This is a genomic window from Salinirubellus salinus (assembly GCF_025231485.1).
In the GTDB taxonomy this organism is placed as follows: Archaea; Halobacteriota; Halobacteria; order Halobacteriales; family Haloarculaceae; genus Salinirubellus; species Salinirubellus salinus.
On record NZ_CP104003.1, the window covers coordinates 43,942 to 59,758 of the forward strand.

The 15,817-nt window shown below is 71.1% G+C and carries 17 protein-coding genes and 1 pseudogene; 9 read left to right on the forward strand and 9 right to left on the reverse strand.

Annotated elements, in window-relative coordinates:
* Positions 1–11 precede the first annotated feature (11 nt).
* Complete coding sequence (locus N0B31_RS00265) at positions 12–1,352, reverse strand: cyclic 2,3-diphosphoglycerate synthase (protein WP_260593729.1); 1,341 nt, start codon at positions 1,350–1,352, stop codon at positions 12–14.
* 32 nt (positions 1,353–1,384) lie between these two features.
* On the opposite strand from N0B31_RS00265, the gene arcC reads away from it, so the two are divergent.
* Entirely contained in the window at positions 1,385–2,326 is a 942-nt protein-coding gene (gene arcC / locus N0B31_RS00270) for a carbamate kinase (protein WP_260593683.1), read from the forward strand.
* A 180-nt stretch (positions 2,327–2,506) separates the two neighbouring features.
* The gene (locus tag N0B31_RS00275; protein WP_260593684.1) at positions 2,507–3,634 is read left to right on the forward strand and encodes a DUF4352 domain-containing protein; all 1,128 of its coding nucleotides are present in this window, start codon (positions 2,507–2,509) and stop codon (positions 3,632–3,634) included.
* 30 nt (positions 3,635–3,664) lie between these two features.
* Here N0B31_RS00275 and N0B31_RS00280 read toward each other — a convergent pair whose 3' ends face one another.
* The gene (locus N0B31_RS00280) at positions 3,665–4,189 is read right to left on the reverse strand and encodes a DUF7097 family protein (RefSeq protein ID WP_260593686.1); all 525 of its coding nucleotides are present in this window, start codon (positions 4,187–4,189) and stop codon (positions 3,665–3,667) included.
* On the opposite strand from N0B31_RS00280, the gene N0B31_RS22665 reads away from it, so the two are divergent.
* The 4 genes and pseudogenes from N0B31_RS22665 to N0B31_RS00300 all read left to right on the forward strand — a co-directional run bounded on the left by N0B31_RS22665 (position 4,121) and on the right by N0B31_RS00300 (position 7,713).
* On the forward strand, positions 4,121–4,606 hold the full coding sequence (locus tag N0B31_RS22665) for a DUF192 domain-containing protein (RefSeq protein ID WP_380626757.1): 486 nt from the start codon (positions 4,121–4,123) through the stop codon (positions 4,604–4,606). The two genes, N0B31_RS00280 and N0B31_RS22665, sit on opposite strands and share 69 nt — an antisense overlap.
* Positions 4,607–4,635: 29 nt before the next feature.
* A pseudogene (locus N0B31_RS00290) lies at positions 4,636–5,241 on the forward strand (copper-containing nitrite reductase); the annotation flags it as partial.
* 274 nt (positions 5,242–5,515) lie between these two features.
* A complete protein-coding gene (locus N0B31_RS00295; RefSeq protein WP_260593689.1) occupies positions 5,516–6,031 on the forward strand; it encodes a cell division protein CdpA domain-containing protein in 516 nt (171 codons plus the stop codon).
* Between the two features lie 146 nt (positions 6,032–6,177).
* Positions 6,178–7,713, forward strand: coding sequence for a (R)-citramalate synthase (locus tag N0B31_RS00300; RefSeq protein ID WP_260593730.1), 1,536 nt, complete (start codon positions 6,178–6,180; stop codon positions 7,711–7,713).
* 179 nt (positions 7,714–7,892) lie between these two features.
* On the opposite strand, the gene N0B31_RS00305 is transcribed toward N0B31_RS00300, so the two are convergent.
* The 3 genes from N0B31_RS00305 to N0B31_RS00315 form a co-directional block, all read right to left on the reverse strand.
* Positions 7,893–9,068 (reverse strand): Mur ligase family protein, encoded by a 1,176-nt coding sequence (locus N0B31_RS00305; RefSeq protein WP_380628428.1) that lies wholly within the window; start codon positions 9,066–9,068, stop codon positions 7,893–7,895.
* Positions 9,058–10,275 (reverse strand): poly-gamma-glutamate biosynthesis protein PgsC/CapC, encoded by a 1,218-nt coding sequence (locus N0B31_RS00310; protein ID WP_260593732.1) that lies wholly within the window; start codon positions 10,273–10,275, stop codon positions 9,058–9,060. The genes N0B31_RS00305 and N0B31_RS00310 overlap by 11 nt, the downstream gene beginning before the upstream one ends.
* A 202-nt stretch (positions 10,276–10,477) precedes the next feature.
* Positions 10,478–10,912, reverse strand: a complete 435-nt coding sequence (locus tag N0B31_RS00315) for a bifunctional nuclease family protein (RefSeq protein WP_260593733.1) — start codon at positions 10,910–10,912, stop codon at positions 10,478–10,480.
* 61 nt (positions 10,913–10,973) lie between these two features.
* Between N0B31_RS00315 and N0B31_RS00320 the strand changes: the two genes are divergently transcribed.
* On the forward strand, positions 10,974–11,339 hold the full coding sequence (locus tag N0B31_RS00320; RefSeq protein WP_260593695.1) for a DUF8081 domain-containing protein: 366 nt from the start codon (positions 10,974–10,976) through the stop codon (positions 11,337–11,339).
* A 147-nt stretch (positions 11,340–11,486) separates the two neighbouring features.
* On the forward strand, positions 11,487–11,771 hold the full coding sequence (locus N0B31_RS00325) for a hypothetical protein (RefSeq protein WP_260593696.1): 285 nt from the start codon (positions 11,487–11,489) through the stop codon (positions 11,769–11,771).
* Between the two features lie 88 nt (positions 11,772–11,859).
* Here N0B31_RS00325 and N0B31_RS00330 read toward each other — a convergent pair whose 3' ends face one another.
* Entirely contained in the window at positions 11,860–13,002 is a 1,143-nt protein-coding gene (locus N0B31_RS00330) for an MFS transporter (RefSeq protein WP_380628429.1), read from the reverse strand.
* Between the two features lie 190 nt (positions 13,003–13,192).
* Between N0B31_RS00330 and N0B31_RS00335 the strand changes: the two genes are divergently transcribed.
* Positions 13,193–13,987, forward strand: a complete 795-nt coding sequence (locus N0B31_RS00335; RefSeq protein ID WP_260593735.1) for an enoyl-CoA hydratase/isomerase family protein — start codon at positions 13,193–13,195, stop codon at positions 13,985–13,987.
* Here the strand turns inward: N0B31_RS00335 and N0B31_RS00340 are convergent.
* The 3 genes from N0B31_RS00340 to N0B31_RS00350 form a co-directional block, all read right to left on the reverse strand.
* A complete protein-coding gene (locus N0B31_RS00340; RefSeq protein WP_260593736.1) occupies positions 13,984–14,784 on the reverse strand; it encodes a helix-turn-helix transcriptional regulator in 801 nt (266 codons plus the stop codon). The genes N0B31_RS00335 and N0B31_RS00340 overlap by 4 nt on opposite strands.
* Positions 14,785–14,855: 71 nt before the next feature.
* Positions 14,856–15,356 (reverse strand): halocyanin domain-containing protein, encoded by a 501-nt coding sequence (locus N0B31_RS00345; RefSeq protein ID WP_260593699.1) that lies wholly within the window; start codon positions 15,354–15,356, stop codon positions 14,856–14,858.
* A 10-nt stretch (positions 15,357–15,366) separates the two neighbouring features.
* A complete protein-coding gene (locus tag N0B31_RS00350) occupies positions 15,367–15,774 on the reverse strand; it encodes a hypothetical protein (RefSeq protein ID WP_260593700.1) in 408 nt (135 codons plus the stop codon).
* Positions 15,775–15,817 lie beyond the last annotated feature (43 nt).

The following is a 15,817-nucleotide window of genomic DNA, read 5'->3' on the forward strand; positions in this document are numbered from 1 at the left end:
GCCCATCGCGGTCAGCACTCCAGTACGTCGGCGTGGCGATCCAGTATCGTCTCGAGCGTGAGGTTCTTCTCCTCGAGTTCGTAGCGAACCCGGACGACGGGGACGTCGACGTCGAGTATCCGAGCGAGGTCGTGGGGCGTCCCCGAGACCACGACGTCCGGCGCCGCGTTCCGGATGGTCGCGGCCAGGTCCCGACGCTGTGCCTCGCTGTAGCCCATCGCCGGGAGGACCGTGTCGAGGTGGGGGTACTCCTCGAAGACGCGCTGGAGCGAACCGACGGCCGCTGGCTCGGGGTCGACGACCTCGGCGGCCCCGTACCGTCGGGCCGCGATGAGGCCAGCACCGTAGGGCGCGTCGCCGTGGGTGAGGGTAGGCCCGTCCTCGACGACGAGCACCCGCTTGCCGGCGATCTGCTCCCCGTCGGCCGTGATCTTCGAGTTCGCGTGGACGATCTCCGCGTCCGGGTTCGTCTTCCGGACGTTCGTCTCGACCTCTCGAATCGCCCCCGCGTCCGCCGTGTCCTCCTTGTTGACGACGACGTAGTCCGCGAGTCGGAGGTTGGTCTCGCCGGGGTGGTACCGGAGTTCGGCCCCGGCGCGGTGCGGGTCGGTCACGACGACGTGGACGTCGGGTACGTAGAACGGGAGTTCGTTGTTGCCGCCGTCCCAGACGACGACGTCGGCCTCCGCCTCCACGCGCTCCAGGATGGCGCCGTAGTCGACACCCGCGTAGACGACGTGCCCACGTTCGATGTGCCCCTCGTACTCCTCGCGTTCCTCGATGGTCACGTCGCTCTCGTCGAGGCGCTCGATGGAGTCGAACCGCTGTACCCGCTGGGCCACGAGGTCGCCGTACGGCATCGGCTCCCTGACGACGGCCACCTCCTTCCCCCGGTCGCGGAGCAGGTCGGCGAACTTCCGTGCGGTCTGTGACTTGCCACACCCCGTCCGGACCGCGTCGACGGCGACGACCGGAATCGACGCCCGGAGCATCATCCGGTCCGGCCCGACGAGGCGGAAGTCGGCCCCGGCGGCGAGCGCACGCGAGGCCTGGTGCATCACGTGTTCGTGCGAGACGTCGGAGTACGAGAACACGACCGTGTCGACGTCGGCCTCCTCGACGACGGTCTCCAGTTCCGATTCGGGGTAGATCGGGATGCCGTCGGGGTACCGCTCTCCCGCCAGCGCCGGCGGGTAGCGGCGGGTGGGGAGGGCGTCGAGTTCGCCGATGTTCTGCGAGGCGGTGTGGGTGAACGCGACGACCTCGACCCGTTCGTCGTCCCTGAAGACCGTGTTGAAGTCGTGGAAGTCGCGGCCCGCTGCACCCATGATCAGGATCCGCGTCTGACTCATGCTACTAACTGTCAGCGCGAACAGGGATGAGTATGGACGACGACTCTCAGCGGGCGGGAACCGAGCCGATTGTCGTGGCCCTGGGCGGGAACACGTTGCTCGGGTCGCAGGGGCACTGGACGTTCGATGAACAGCGGGAGGCCGTCGCCCGGACCGCCCGACAGCTCGCGGACGCGATTCACGCCGGCTACGACGTCGTCCTCACCCACGGGAACGGCCCGCAGGTCGGTACCCTCCTCCTGCAACAGGACAACGTCGAGGAGCCCGCACGACGCCCGCTCGACGTGCTGGTCGCCGAGACGCAGGCACAGATCGGCTACCTGGTGCAACAGGCGCTCGACAACGAACTCCCCGACTCGACGGACTCCGTCACCGTCGTGACGCAGGTGGTCGTGGACCCGGACGACCCCGCGTTCGAGACCCCCACGAAACCCGTGGGGCCGTTCTACACCGAGGCGCAAGCGGCCGAGCGAGCCTTCGAGACCCGACGGGTGCGCAGTGGTGACCGTCCCTACCGCCGTGTCGTCCCGTCCCCCGAGCCCATCGAGGTCGTCGAGGACGAGGAGATAACGAGCCTCGTGGAGCGAGGGACCCTCGTCGTCGCCGCTGGCGGCGGTGGCGTTCCCGTGGTCCGTGACGGCACGCTCCGTGGTGTCGAGGCCGTGGTCGACAAGGACAAGACCTCGCAGGTGCTCGCCGCCGAACTCGGGGCCGAGACCCTCGTCGTCCTGACGGACGTCGAGTTCGCGTACGTGGGCTACGAGACGGCCGACGAGCGACCACTCCGTCGCGTCTCACCAGCGGCGGTGCGCGGGCACCTCGAGGCGGGGGAGTTCGGTGAGGGGAGTATGCGCCCGAAGATGGAGGCCTGCTGTCGATTCGTCGAACGGGGCGGCGAGCGGGCCGTGGTGACCACGCCCGACCGGTTGCTGGAGGCGCTGGCCGGTGAGACCGGAACCCAGGTCCGAGCCTGATCCGGCGGTGAGACGGTGACGTCGGGAGGCGTGCCCCCCGGTCGGCCGAGGCTCCCGCCCGAGTGGTGGCGTTCCGGCGCCGGGTCCCGTACCCGCAGGTGAGGTCGCACTGTCTCACGCCCGAGACAGTCCCGAATCCGCCGAACGTTAACTATGCTCCGGAACGGCCTACAGTCTCGGATGCGACCCACGGTGACACGGCGTGAAGCGGTACTGCTCGGGGGCCTCGGCGTCCTGACGTCGCTGGCAGGGTGTGTGGGGGGCGGCGACGCGCCGTCGGACGGTGACGCGCCGGCCGACGGGCCGAGCGGGAGCGGGGACATCGGCGGGGACTCGAACGGTGCCGACGGGGGCGACGGCGGTGGCGAGGGCGAGACGGCTGGTGACGAGGCGGACGCGCCGGCCGTCTCCGTCCAGCAGGCCGTCGTCGGGGACCTGACGGACCTCGGGCCCGTCGCGGTCGGCGTCGTGGGCGCCGAACGGACGCCGACGGCACCGCTGCTCGGCCCCGGATCGGCCATCGGTGCCGCCGAGGGCAACGAGTACGTCGCGCTCGACGTGGGCATCCGGGGCGACGCGTACGTCGCGCTCGCGGCGGACCTGTTCGCCGTCGCCGTCGACGACACGGAGTACGCCTCGGCCGAGAACTTCGCCCAGATCGCCTCGGCCGAACTCGGGGGGTTCCCGTTCGCGCCGGGGGAACTCCGTCGGTTCCGGCTCCACTACGAGGTGCCCGAGGGGACGAGCGGCGAGTCACTCCGGGTGCTGTTGCGGGTCCGGACGCTCCCGGGTGACTCGTTCGAGGCCCTGCAGCCGCTCCAGGTCGACCTCGGCTCGACGGCCGCCTCGGCCGCCACGTTCGAGCAGGCGTTCGACGTGCCGCTCCAACCGTTCGGCGAGACGGTCTCGCACGAGGGCATCGAGGTGACCATCGGCGAGGTGCAACCGGTGGCCGAGGTCTCGGCCCGCCGGCCGCCCGCCGAGGGGACGGAGTACCTCGGGTTCACCATCGCGGCCACGAACGGGGGCGACCGGCCGAACCCCATCCTCCTCTCGCTGAGCGGGCTCGGCGGCCTCTCGCTGGTCGACGGCACGGGTGCGGACGTGGGCCGGAACGTCCAGTTCACGGGCGAGGTGCTGGGCGGGCGGCAGTTCGACCCGTCGAACGGCCTCGCGCCGGGCGAGAGCGAGTCCGGCGTCGTCGTGGGGGAGGTGCCCGCCGGCGTCTCGCCGCTCTACCTCGTCTGGTCGCCCCCGGCGCTCTACTGGCGTGGTGACGTCCACCGCTACGTCTGGCAGGTCCGCTGAGTCGCGGCCGGGCACTCGACCGGTCACTCCTCACTCCTCCGGGTCGAACCGCTCCGCCGCCGTCGAGAAGGCGGTCTCCGCCTGTTCGCGCGAGCGGCGCTCCTCGGCCGCGGCGATGGCCTCGGCGTCGGGGCCGACGTCGTCGTCCACCCGCGCCCACGAACTGTGGACCTTCGCGTGACACCAGCGACAGAGGTAGACCGTCACCTCGTGTTCCATGTCGGCCTCCGGTTCGCCGGCGTAAGAGAGGTGGTGTTCCTCCAGCAGGGGCCGGACCTCGCCCGGCACGCGGCGCTCCTCGAGGCCACAGCGTAGGCACTCCCGGTTGCGCTGGCGTGACCGGAAGTGCGGGCAGTCCGACCACGCCCACTCGCCGTGCGGGTCGGCCGCTGGGCACCGCAGGTCGTCGGCGTGTCGCTCGCGGGCGAACTCGGGGTCGTGGTCGCCCCGCTCGACCGCGAAGCGACACCGCCCGTCGTCGGTGAGGTGGTCGCACCGCTCGACGAACGCGTAGGGGTCGTCCACGCCCACGGTGGTCCCCTTCGGTGTCTTCACGCTCGGCGGTGGGCGTTCCTCGTACGTGAATCCTCGCAACGCTCTTGGCGACCGGCGGCGAGCGGCGGGTGTGCGCGTGCTCCACCGCCCGACGGACGGTCCCGAACGCCCCTCGCCACGGACGTCGAGTTCGCCGACGGCATCGTCTCGCAGGGGCTCGGCCTGATGTTCCGCCGAGCCATCGCGGACGACTACGCGCTCGTCTTCCGGTTCGGCGGGACACGAACGCGGGGACTCCACATGGTCTGTGTCCCGTTCGACATCGACGCCGTGTGGCTGGTCGACGGGGAGGTGACGGGCGTCGAGCGCCTGCGTGCGTGGTGGGGACGGGGCGGGTACCGGGCGGACACCGTCATCGAGATGCCCGCCGGTGCCGCCGACGGGGTGGCGGTTGGCGACCGGGTCGTCGTGGAGTGAGACGGGAGGTGGAAGCGGGAGGGAGTGTCGGAGCCGGCGGCGAACAGGCCGAGGACACGGTCGCGAACCAAGGACAGAGACAGCGCGGACGCTTCCAGGTCACCTGCCCCGGCCTGTTCGTCTACCACTGTGCCGTGCCGGATCTCGACTACCACATCTCCTCCGGGATGTTCGGCTGCATCCTCGTCGAACCCGAGGGAGGCCTCCCGGCGGTCGACCACGAGTTCGACTTCGACTCGATGGCGATGGAGGCGCCCACGTACGTCCTCGTCAACGGCGAGAAGTACGGCATCGGCCCGCAGGGGTACAACGACATGGTGATGGAGACGGACGAGACGGCCCGCGTCTACTACGGCGTCGGTGGCCCGAACCTGTTCAGTAGCTTCCACCCCATCGGCAGCGTCTGGGACGAAGTGTACCCACAGGGCGCCATCATGTCCGACCCCCACCGCTACGTGCAGACGACGCCCGTGCTGCCCGGCAGCGCGATGGTCGGCACGCTCACCTCGCCGGTGCCCCTGCCCATCAAGCTCGTCGACCACGCGCTCTCGCGGGTCGCCCGGAAGGGCTGTCTCGCGGTCATCGACGTACAGGGCGAGGCGGACCCGACCATCTACGACCCGAACCCGGCCTGAGGCGGTACGGTCGTGCTCGGGTCGGTCGGCCCCTCCCGAACGACGTGCGGTGGGGACCGGCCACCGGTGAAAGGACTGGACCGACTCCGGTCCGCGACGGTCGAGTGCCGACTCGTATTCGTCAGAGTATTACTTGGAATGAACTATCATGGAATTGAAAACAATTGCCTGAGGGCTAGAACGAGGCGTAGAGCGGTCGTTGAGCCCCTGAGAGGGGTCCGAGGGGCGTTCGGCAACAAAGGTTTTACCGACGTGAGTGTTAGGTTGACTGACAATGGGGGAGGGAAACACGGAGCGCCACTGGCTGCTCGGGGAGGAGTACCGCTTCGGTATCCTGCTCGGCCTCGCGGGGGTCGGCCTCGTCGTCGCCGGGTTCGCCGCGATGGTCGTCGCCGAGCGTGTCGCACCGGCAGCCCCCTACTGGCTGCTCCGGGAGGCTGCCGGCGTCAGCGGGGCGCTGGGGGCACCGGTCGCGCTACTGGGGGTGACACTCACGCTGGCGCCGCGTCGCCCGTCGGTGGTCGGTGGGGCCGGCGTCCTGATAACCACGCTCGCCACGGGGATGTTCGTCGCGGCCTACCCGTCGCGGTGGAACGTCCACCGGAGCGCCGACCTGACGGCCGAGGTGGGGGCGTTCTACCTCGCCGGACTCGGTGTGCTCGCGCTGGGGCTGGCGATGGCGGTCCGTCGAGCCCGCTACCGGATGGGCGAACAGGTCGCCGACACGGGGACCGGGGCGCGGTACGCCCCCGAGGAGTCCGGGTTCGTCTGGAGCGACGACGGCGACTGAGTGTCGGCCGTCAATCTCGCCCCGACCGCCCCGTTTATGAGCACCGGGCTGAAAGCGGGAGACGACTATGTCGCCACACGACATGGAGGATAGAGGAAGTCGCCGCGAGGCGGCTGGCCGTGAAATTCTACGGCGATGAGACACCCGTGAGTGCGCTTTTCGGTGACCATCCCCAGACCAGACCCCTCAGCGACGCGTCCGTCGAGTTCCTCGACACGACGCTGCGCGACGGTGAACAGGCACCCGGCGTCTCGCTCTCTCCCGCGGAGAAGGCCGACATCGCCCGTGGCCTCGACGCCGCTGGCGTCGACTACGTCGAGGCCGGGAGCGCGTGTACCGGACCGGGCGAGCGAGAGACCATCAAGCGCGTCGCCTCGCAGAACCTCGACGCGACGGTGACCTCGTTCGCCCGCGGCGTGCAGAACGACATCGACCTCGCACTGGAGTGCGACGTGGACGGCGTCAACCTCGTCGTGCCCGCGAGCGACCGGCACATCGAGACGAAGGTCGGCACCACCCGCGAGAGCGTCGTATCGAAGACGGCCGACCTGGTCGGGTACGCCGCGGACCACGGCCTGTGGGTCGAGGTGTTGGGCGAGGACGGCTCCCGCGCGGACCTCGACTTCCTGGTCGAACTCATGTCCGCCGCGATGGACGCGGGCGCCGACCGCGTCTGCGTGCCCGACACGGTGGGTCACGCCACGCCCGACCGGATGCTGGAGATATACGCCGCGCTGAACGACGTCGGCCCGACCAGCACCCACACCCACGACGACCTCGGACTGGCCGTGACGAACGCGCTCGTCGGCATCGCCGCGGGCGCGGACCTCGTCCACGGCACCATCAACGGCGTGGGCGAGCGGGCCGGCAACGTCGCCATCGAGGAGGTCGCCATCGCGCTCTACCACGGCTACGGCGTGGAGACGCTCGACCTCGAGTACGTCTACGACGTGGCCCAGACCATCGCGAACGCGACGGGGATCCCGCTCGCGCCGAACAAGGCCGTCGTCGGCGAGAACGCGTTCACCCACGAGTCCGGCATCCACACCGACGGCACGCTCAAGGACGACGCGATGTACGAGCCGTACCCGCCGGAGACGGTGGGCCGTGAGCGCCGTCTCGTCCTCGGGAAGCACGCCGGCCGTGCGGGGGTGAAGGCCGCGCTCGCCGAACACGACGTGGACGTGAACGACGACGAACTCTCGGCCGTCGTCACCCGCGTCAAGGAACTCGGCGACCGGGGCAAGCGCGTCACCGACGCGGACCTCCTGACCATCGCCGAGGAGGTGCAGGGCCGCGAACGCGACCGCCGCGTCGAACTGCTCGGACTCACCGCCGCCAGCGGTTCGGGCCAGCCGACCGCCTCGGTCCGTCTCCGGGTGGACGACGAGGAACGGACCGCCGCCGGCACCGGGTCGGGACCGGTCGATGCCGCCGTCGAGGCGGTGGAGGCCGCCCTCGGCAGCGCCGGACAGGCCCAGCTCGACAGCTACCACGTCGACGCCATCACGGGTGGCACGGACGCACTGGTGACCGTCGAGGTGCAGATGTCTCGGGGCGACCGGACCGTCACCACCACCGCGAGCGACGCGGACATCACCGTCGCCTCGGTGCAGGCGATGGTCGACGCGCTGGACCGGCTGCTGGCGTACGAGCCGGACCGGGTGCTGGCCGACGACTAACCACGAAACTTTTCTCGTCGGGTTCGCTCGCTGCGCTCGCGAACCGCTCCTCGAAAACTTTCGATTCAAAGGCGCAGCTCGCTTCGCTCGCGGCGGGTGGGTGTACCTGTGGAACCGCACCGCGACAGGCCAGCCACCGCGCCGCCTCCACCAGTCGTCGAGAGGTCGAGAACGCCGAATCAGTCGTCAGCGGGGACCGGTTCGCCCGTCTCTGCCTCACACTCGACGACCACCGGGTGCCGCCGAGTGGCGACCTCGCGCCGGAGCGCCTGCGCGAACGGCGGGACGGCGTTGCCCATCAGGACCACCGGCCAACCGTCCGCGAGGGCGGCGTCGAGCACCTCGGCGGCGGACTCGATCCGCTCGTCGTGGGCGACGACTGGGACCCGGAGCCGGCGGGTCAGCACGTCCCGGTGCGCGCCGACGACGCGCACCTGCTCGACCAGTCCCGCCTCCGCGAGCCAGTTCAGGTACTGGACGTACGTCGCGGTACGGCCGGGGCGGTCCGCCCGGAGGTAGACGACGGGCTGGAACACCTCCGGGGTGTCACCCTGGAGCGCCCGACGGACGAGTTCCGTGCTCTCCACGTCGTTGACGTTCGCGGCGTCGAAGACGCGTCCACCGGGGACCCGTGCCCACGCCATCTCGAACCGACCGGCGAACGCCTCGCGCTCTGCGGTCGTGAGCGGTGTGACGCCCGCGAGCACCAGCGCGGCCTCGAGGAGCGCCACCTGCTCGGCCGCCGGGTCGAGCGGCACCTCGGGGCCGACGGCCCGGACCAGCGTGGCGTCACGGCGCGCGAGTTCGCGCTCGAGGTAGGCCAGCACCTCCGGGTTCCGCTCGCCCGTGACGACCTGCACCCCGGGTGGCACCGAGCGTGCCAGCGAGCGGGCGATGCCGAGGTAGCCCTCCCCGAGCGTGTCGAGGTGGTCGCGACGGACGTTCGTCAGCACGACCAGCGTCGGTTCGACGTAGTCCTCGTTCACCAGTCGGGTGGTGTACTCCCGGATGCCCTGGTTCTCGACGACGAGGACGTCCACCGGCACGAACCGGCGGAGTTCCGCAGCCGTCTCGTAGAGTTTGACGGGTCCGGACCGCTCGATGGGGTGGAGCGTCCCGTTGTACAGCGAGTGTGGCTCCTCGCCGGTGACCTTCGCGTACGTGTCGTACCCGCGGGCCACGAACGCCTCGTGGAGCCACGTCACCATCGAGGACTTCCCACGGGTGCCCGTGACGGCGATGCGAACGTCGATATCCGCCAGCCGCCGGCGGTGGTCACGGCCACGGGTCAGCGCGCGCCGACGCGGCCGACGGTCGTCTCGACCTGGTCGTGGAATCTTCGGGTCATCGTCCAGTCACCTCCGTCGTGAACGGCGACGCGTCCAGCAGTCGCCGCTGGCTCGGTCTGAACCGTTCGAGATCGTACGCCTGCCACGCGGCGGCGGCGAGGACGACGACGCCGGCGGCGACGTGCCAGCCGGTGAGCGGCGTCCCGAGGCCGTCCGGCAGCGGCGTGACCAGCAGTCGGGCCACGGCGAACGAGACGACGAAGATGCCCGCGCTCAGGACGAGCATCGCCGCCCGTTCGCGCCGCGCGGTGGCGTGGACCGCGTAGCCGCCGACCCCACCGAGCAGGCCGACGAACACCGTCGTGAGCCCGCTGGCACCGCCGGTGAGGTCGAGGGCTACCGCCGCCGGGAGCGCCACCAGCACGCCCAGGACCGACCCCAGCGAGAGGAGCGCTCGGCCGTACAGCAGGGTCCGGCGGTGGACGACCTGCACGCCGGCGTAGACGACGGCGACGGTGCCGACGTACAGCGGGAGCACCCACCAGGTCCGGAACGCGAACAGGACCACGAGCGGGATGGCGACGACGCCGACCGACCGGAGCCCCCAGCGGAACCGGACGAACTCCGTCAGCGCCAGCCCGAGACCCACGACGACGGTGACCAGCCCGAGCGTCCCGACCGGCGGCTCGGCCAGCGTCGTCCGGAACCCGAGGATGTTCGCGACGTCCGACCCCGCGTCGAGCAGGACCGGCGTCACGTACGTCGCGGGCGGGCGCGGCAGGAGCCCACAGGTCGTGCACGGCGGCGTCGCCCAGAGGACGAGCGCCACGACGCCGACCACGACGAGGCCGAGGTAGAGCGCCGCGGTCGCGGCGGCGTCCACCAGCCGTCGGTCGGCGTCCTGTCGGTGGAAGTTGTAGGCGGCGATCCCCGGCAGGATGCTCCCGTAGAACAGGAACCCGCTGTCCGGGATGCCGCGGCCGACCGTGGCCGTCACGGCGAGCACGGCGACGACAGGGACGACGGCACCGAGCAGGACGGCCGTGAGCAGGAGACGCCGGCCGTAGAACAGCCAGCGCCGCTGGACGACCTCCAGGCCGACGTACGCGAGGGCGGTGCTCAGGAGGAACACGGGGAGTGCCCACACGCTCAGGAGGGTGTAGACCGCCAGCAGCGAGACGACGACCACTCCGCTGAGCCGGTAGCTACGCGCCGTCGCGGCCCACGCGCCGACGAGGAGCCCCAGGACGACCAGCAGCGTGACGAGTATCATCGCTGGTCACCTCCGTCCCCTCCCGCCACCACCGGAGCGGACTCCAGCGTGGCTCGTGCCCGCGGCGATACCCCGCACGCCGTCCGGTCGCTGGATTCGCTCTTTCATGAGTGACTGTACGAATCCCGTGAGCTTTCGTCCTCGCTTGGCGGAGGCTAACCTCGGGGCGGGGCGCCGAACCCGACCGAGCGGAAGAGTTTGGTCAGGTCACGTCGAACTCCTCCGGCGAGCGCCCGGCCTCCGCCAGCACGTCGTCGCTGACCTGGATGGGACAGTCCAGTCGCAGCGCGACGGCGATGGCGTCGGAGGGGCGAGCGTCGAAGGTGACGGCGCGGCGTTCGCCGTCGCGGTACTGCTCGGCGTCGATCTTCGCGAGGAACGTCCCGCCGGTCAGCGCGTCGATGCGGACGCGGTCGATGGCGGCGCCGAACTCGCCGACCATCTCCACGAGGAGGTCGTGGGTCAGGGGGCGGTCGAACGGGTCCCGGTCGAGCGCGTGCTGGATGGACTGGGCCTGGTCGGTGCTGATGAAGATGGGGACCACCCGGCCGTCGGCCTCGAGCATCACGACCGGGGCGTCGGGTCCACTCTCGGTGACGCTCATGCCCAACCCCCGAACCCTGGCCTCGTGCGTCATCGAACCGAACTCGGACGAGCGGGTATGAAAACTTTTGCCACACCTGCGCCAACCGAACGGCGTGAACGGCGAGTTGTCGGCGTTCGAGGCGGGAACCTCGGACGCCGCGGACGAACAGGACGACGGCACGGCCGACGCGGGGTCGCCCGGCTACCTCGTCGACGTGAAACGCTCGGCCCGGAAGGCCAGCGTCGAGGCCGGCGAGTGGGTCCGTGACAACGGCACCAGACAGCGGTTCGACTCGAAGCCGCAGGCCCGTTCGTGGGCGCGCGACCTGAGCGGCGACCGGACGGTGTGGGTCCAGGACGCCCACCCGAAGGACGACAGCGTCGACGGCTACGTGGTCGCGCGTCGCTGGGACCCGGAGCGGAGTCGGGCGCGCGAGCAGACGGCCGCCACCGCACAGACCTCGCTCGACGCCCACTGAGCCACGGGAGGTCACGGGGCCGCGACGTTCATTCCGTTCAACTCCGTTCAGACGCCCGAATCCGGCGTCGAACGGTCGTCGTCTGCTGAACCGACTGAACGCTCTGGCCCCCTCAAGTGGCCCCGGTCCCTCGTTCCGGGTGCAGCCATGAAGCCGACACGCATCGTGGTCGCGGCGCTCGCGGTCCTCGCGCTCACACTGGGCGTGGGGGCCGCGGCCGCGGCCCCCGACGACGCACCGTCCGAGAACGCGCCCGCCGAGGCCGGCCCCCCGAGTGACCTGCCCGGGCCGGTCCCCGAATTCGTGGGCGACATCCACGAGACGGTACGCGGGTTCCTCGACGGGACCGTCGAGAACCTCGGGCAGGCCGTCAGCGACCTGACACCGGGTGACGGCGAGACGCCCGCGTCCGAGAACGCGGGCGGTGACTGACGCCCCGAGTCCCACGACACGGTGGTCCCAACTGACGCACGCACCCTGCACGCAGTCCTCCGCCGCGGTCCGACCCGAGTCTCCCGTTCTATCCACGCCCGCCAGCGAGCCGTGCGGCCTCCGGCCGCCTTCGGAGTCGCTGCATCGCCAGCGTCCCCAGCACCGGTCCGACGACGAGCGGCGCGAACGCCCACTGCCAGCCGACGGCCCCTTGCAGCACCGGCACCAGCTGTATCGACACCGTCGTCAGCAGGAACCCGACGGCCGTCTGGAGGGTGAGCGCCGTCCCGACGTAGGCCGGGTCGGCGAGCTCGGTGACGGCCGCGGAGAACTGCGCGGAGTCGGCCACGATGGTCACGCCCCAGACGAGCAGGAAGGGGAGCAGCGCGACGAGCGGGAGGCCGAAGAACGCGCCCGCCAGCACCGACGCGGACCCGGAGACGACCATCGCGGCGCTCGTGACCCGCGTCCGGCCGAGGCGGTCGGCGTAGCGTCCCGCGGCCACGGCCCCGACGCCACCGACGGCGATGGTCCCGAACGTCAGCAGTGAGGCGAGGCCGCTCGCGCCGTCGACGGCCCGCGTCGCCACCAGGTAGGCCGGGAGCCACGTCCAGACCGCGTACAGCTCCCACATGTGCCCGAAGTAGCCGAGGTTCGCCAGCGTGGTGGCGCGGTCCGAGACGACCCGCCGGACGGCCGCGGGGTCGAACGGAGCCGCCGGGGCCTGATGCGGGCCGGGGCGGACGAGCAGTATCAGCCCCGCCGCGAGCACGGCGAGGCCGCTCGCCCCGAACAGGACGAGGCGCGGGCGTCCCACGCCGCCGAGCGCCCGCAGGAGGTGCGGGAGCGCGGACCCCACCGTCAGGGCGCCGACGACGGTGCCGATGGCGAGGCCACGCGCCTCGGTGAACCACCCCGCGGCGATCTTCATCCCGGGCGGATAGACGCCCGCCAGCGCCACGCCGGTCAGGAACCGGAGCGCGACGGCGGGGACGAGCGTGTCGACACTGGCGGCGAGGGCGGCCGTCGCGCCCGCGCCGGCGACAGCGCTCGCGGCGAACAGGTAGCGCGGCGGCACCGCGTCCGAGAGCGTGAGCGCGGCCGAGAGGAGCGCCCCCACGACGAACCCGACCTGCACGGCGCTCGTGAGGAGGCCGACCTCACCCGGGGTGAGTCCCCACGCGGCGGCGAGCTCCGGCGCGACGGCCGACGCCGAGAACCAGAGACTCATCGACAGGAGTTCGGCCGTCGCCACCAGCGCCAGCGCCCGCCACTTCGTCGGTCGCACGTCCGGTCCCGAGGTGGGGCGCCGACTTGAACGCCGGTCGTTCTCGCGCGGCGGGTGCATCGCGGCGATGGGACCGTCACCGGCCCGACCGGTCCGGCCCAACGCTTAGGCTCCCTGCCACGAACCCTCGGGTATGAGTGACAGTCGACTCGTGGAGGAGTGGGAGTACGCCCGTCTGGAGGTCGAGGGACACCGCGCGGACGTGACCATGACCCGGTCGGACAAGCGCAACGCGATGAACGAACCGCTGCTGGAGCAGTTGCGCGAGGCCATCGAGGCCGCGGACGCCCACGACGAGGTGCGCGCGCTGGTCCTGCAGGGCGACGGGCCGGTGTTCTGCGCGGGGATGGACCTCGAGATGATGCGTGACCGGAAGGAGTCGGGTGCGACGGCCGAGCGGTTCCCTCGCCTGCTCGAGACCATCGAGTCGGTGTCGGTGCCGACCGTCGCGGCCGTCAAGCGCGCGGCCCCGGCCGGCGCGTTCGAGTTGACCCTCCCGTTCGACTTCCGGGTCCTCGGCAGCGACGCTCGCTACGGGGTGCTGGAGGTCCAACTCGGGACGTTCCCGCACGGCGGGGCGACCCAGCGGCTCCCGCGGCTCGTGGGGCTCTCGAACGCGAAGCGAATCGTCCTCACCGGCGACTGGGTCGACCCCGAGGAAGCGAGGACGATGGGACTGGTCCACGACGTGGTCCCGGACAACGAGGTGGACGCCCGTGCCCGCGACCTCGCGGACGACCTCTGCGAGAACGCGCCGCTCGGGATGGCGAACGCGAAGGTGGCGCTGAACGCGGCGCTGGAGACGCCGCTCGACGAGGGGCTGGAACTGGAGCGCACGCTCGGCGCCCAGCTGGACGACACGTACGACTACCACGAGGGGTTCAGCGCACGCATCGAGGACCGCGAGCCGGAGTTCGAGGGACGCTAGTCGAGCGAGTCGAAGTCGGCCGCGGTCACGCGCGTGGCGGCCTCACGGTACTCGTCCAGCGTCCGGTCGACCCACTCGTGGACGACTGGGTCGCTCGTCTCGAGCAAGGCACAGGGGGTGTCCTCCTCGTCGTACGGGAGGACGAGTGCGGTGTCGTCGACGGTCACCAGCGAGAACGGGACCGACCCCTCGTACCGGTAGAGCCTGACAGCATCGGAATCCAGCAGTTCACGGACGGTCGCGGCCGTCTCGGGGTGCGTCCGAGTCACGTCGACGGCGGCCGCTGCGAGGGTTATCTCGTAGGTCTGTCCCCGACTCACGAGGTCACGCTGCCTCGCGACCGTCTCGGGGTAGACGTTCGCACCGAGGAACCGGACCCTCTCGGCCGTCTGGACGAGGTCGCCGACCCGCCGGAGGTGGGCCGACGGGTCCGGCGAGTGCGGCACCGTGACAGTCGCGTCCCGGAGGTGTGAGAGGTCGAACGGCAGCGCCGCCAGCGGGAGGTGCGGGGCCACCGCCCGGAGTCGCTGCGTGGTCTCGACCGTCTCCAGGAGGTCGCCGAACGCGTCGAAGAGGAGCCGACCGAGCGGGGTCAGCCGGTACTCGCGCCCCGCACGGTCGACCCACCCACGGGCCTCGGCGTCGGTGAGGACGCGCCCGAGCGTCGGCCGACTGATACCGGTCACGTCGTGGAGTTCCGGGCGGGTGGCGGACCGTTCGGCCAGCGTCTCCAGCACCCGCACCCGGTTCGCGGAGCTAGCGAGGAACTCGACGTCGTCGAGCGGCGTGACGGGCATATCGCTCTCTCAGCACGCCGACGAGCAAGAACACGCGCTCGCCGCACGCCCGGACCCGGTCCCCGAGCGGGCTACGCGAGCACCGTGACGGCCCCGCGCATCCCCATCCCGCGGTGCGGGGTGCAGTAGTACCGGTGGACGCCGGGCGTCTCGAACCGGTGTTCGAAGACGTGGCCCGGTCGGTCGGTCAGCGGGCCGCTCGTGAACGACCCGTCCAGTGCGACCACGTCGTGACTGCCACCGTGCCCGGACCACGCGAAGCGGACGGTGGTGCCGGGTGAGACCGCGACCGCCGGGGGCGCGAACTTGAAGTAGCCGAGCGACCCCTTCGACCCGACGATGACCGTGACCGTCTCACGGCCGCGCCAGTCTTCGGTGCCGGTGTAGGTGCTCACGCCGTCGAACCAGGTGCCGTAGTCCGGTTCCGAGCCGAGCGTCGGCTCGGTCGGGGACCGCGTCGGCGTGGGAGTGGGTGTCCGGCCACGCGCGCCACAGCCGGCGAGCGTCGTCGCCAGCACCAGTGCGCCCGTCCCGAGCAGGTAGTCCCGTCGGCTGATGCCGATCCTGTCCATCTCGCACCTCCTACCGCGAGCGAGCGACGAGGCGTCGCTCGTTCAGGAGCAGGTAGACCAGCATCGCGACGAGCGCGAGCTGGACCGCCTTGTCGACGACGCCGAGTGTGAAGTCGGGCATCCCCTGGAGGTACCACATCGCGACCTGACCGAGCGTGAACGGGATACCGAGCGCGTAGAGCGCGCGTCGGTAGACGTTCAGCAGGAGGCCGAGGACGGCCGCGAAGAACACGACCGCCGCGAACCCGAAGGGGAGGAACCCCTGCGTGAGGTAGAGATACGCGTGGATCCCGCCCGTCACGGCCGCGAGCCCCGCGACGACCCAGTGGGCCGTCGTCATCGTCTCGGCCCGGTAGCCGAAGCCACCGAGCGTGCGTCCACCGGTCGTCTCAGTCGCCGTCCGTACAGTCGCTGCCATACCCCCAGAGACGACCGCTCGGAGCATCACGATTCCCGGTGAA

Bases quoted from the DNA above. Each gene is read 5' to 3' on its own strand.
- N0B31_RS00350 (WP_260593700.1), bottom strand. From the start codon at position 15,774: ATGGCAGCGACTGTACGGACGGCGACTGAGACGACCGGTGGACGCACG.
- N0B31_RS00275 (WP_260593684.1), top strand. From the start codon at position 2,507: ATGCGACCCACGGTGACACGGCGTGAAGCGGTACTGCTCGGGGGCCTC.
- N0B31_RS00310 (WP_260593732.1), bottom strand. From the start codon at position 10,275: ATGATACTCGTCACGCTGCTGGTCGTCCTGGGGCTCCTCGTCGGCGCG.
- N0B31_RS00295 (WP_260593689.1), top strand. From the start codon at position 5,516: ATGGGGGAGGGAAACACGGAGCGCCACTGGCTGCTCGGGGAGGAGTAC.
- N0B31_RS00335 (WP_260593735.1), top strand. From the start codon at position 13,193: ATGAGTGACAGTCGACTCGTGGAGGAGTGGGAGTACGCCCGTCTGGAG.
- N0B31_RS00345 (WP_260593699.1), bottom strand. From the start codon at position 15,356: ATGGACAGGATCGGCATCAGCCGACGGGACTACCTGCTCGGGACGGGC.
- arcC (WP_260593683.1), top strand. From the start codon at position 1,385: ATGGACGACGACTCTCAGCGGGCGGGAACCGAGCCGATTGTCGTGGCC.
- N0B31_RS00315 (WP_260593733.1), bottom strand. From the start codon at position 10,912: ATGACGCACGAGGCCAGGGTTCGGGGGTTGGGCATGAGCGTCACCGAG.
- N0B31_RS00340 (WP_260593736.1), bottom strand. From the start codon at position 14,784: ATGCCCGTCACGCCGCTCGACGACGTCGAGTTCCTCGCTAGCTCCGCG.
- N0B31_RS00325 (WP_260593696.1), top strand. From the start codon at position 11,487: ATGAAGCCGACACGCATCGTGGTCGCGGCGCTCGCGGTCCTCGCGCTC.
- N0B31_RS00265 (WP_260593729.1), bottom strand. From the start codon at position 1,352: ATGAGTCAGACGCGGATCCTGATCATGGGTGCAGCGGGCCGCGACTTC.
- N0B31_RS00330 (WP_380628429.1), bottom strand. From the start codon at position 13,002: ATGAGTCTCTGGTTCTCGGCGTCGGCCGTCGCGCCGGAGCTCGCCGCC.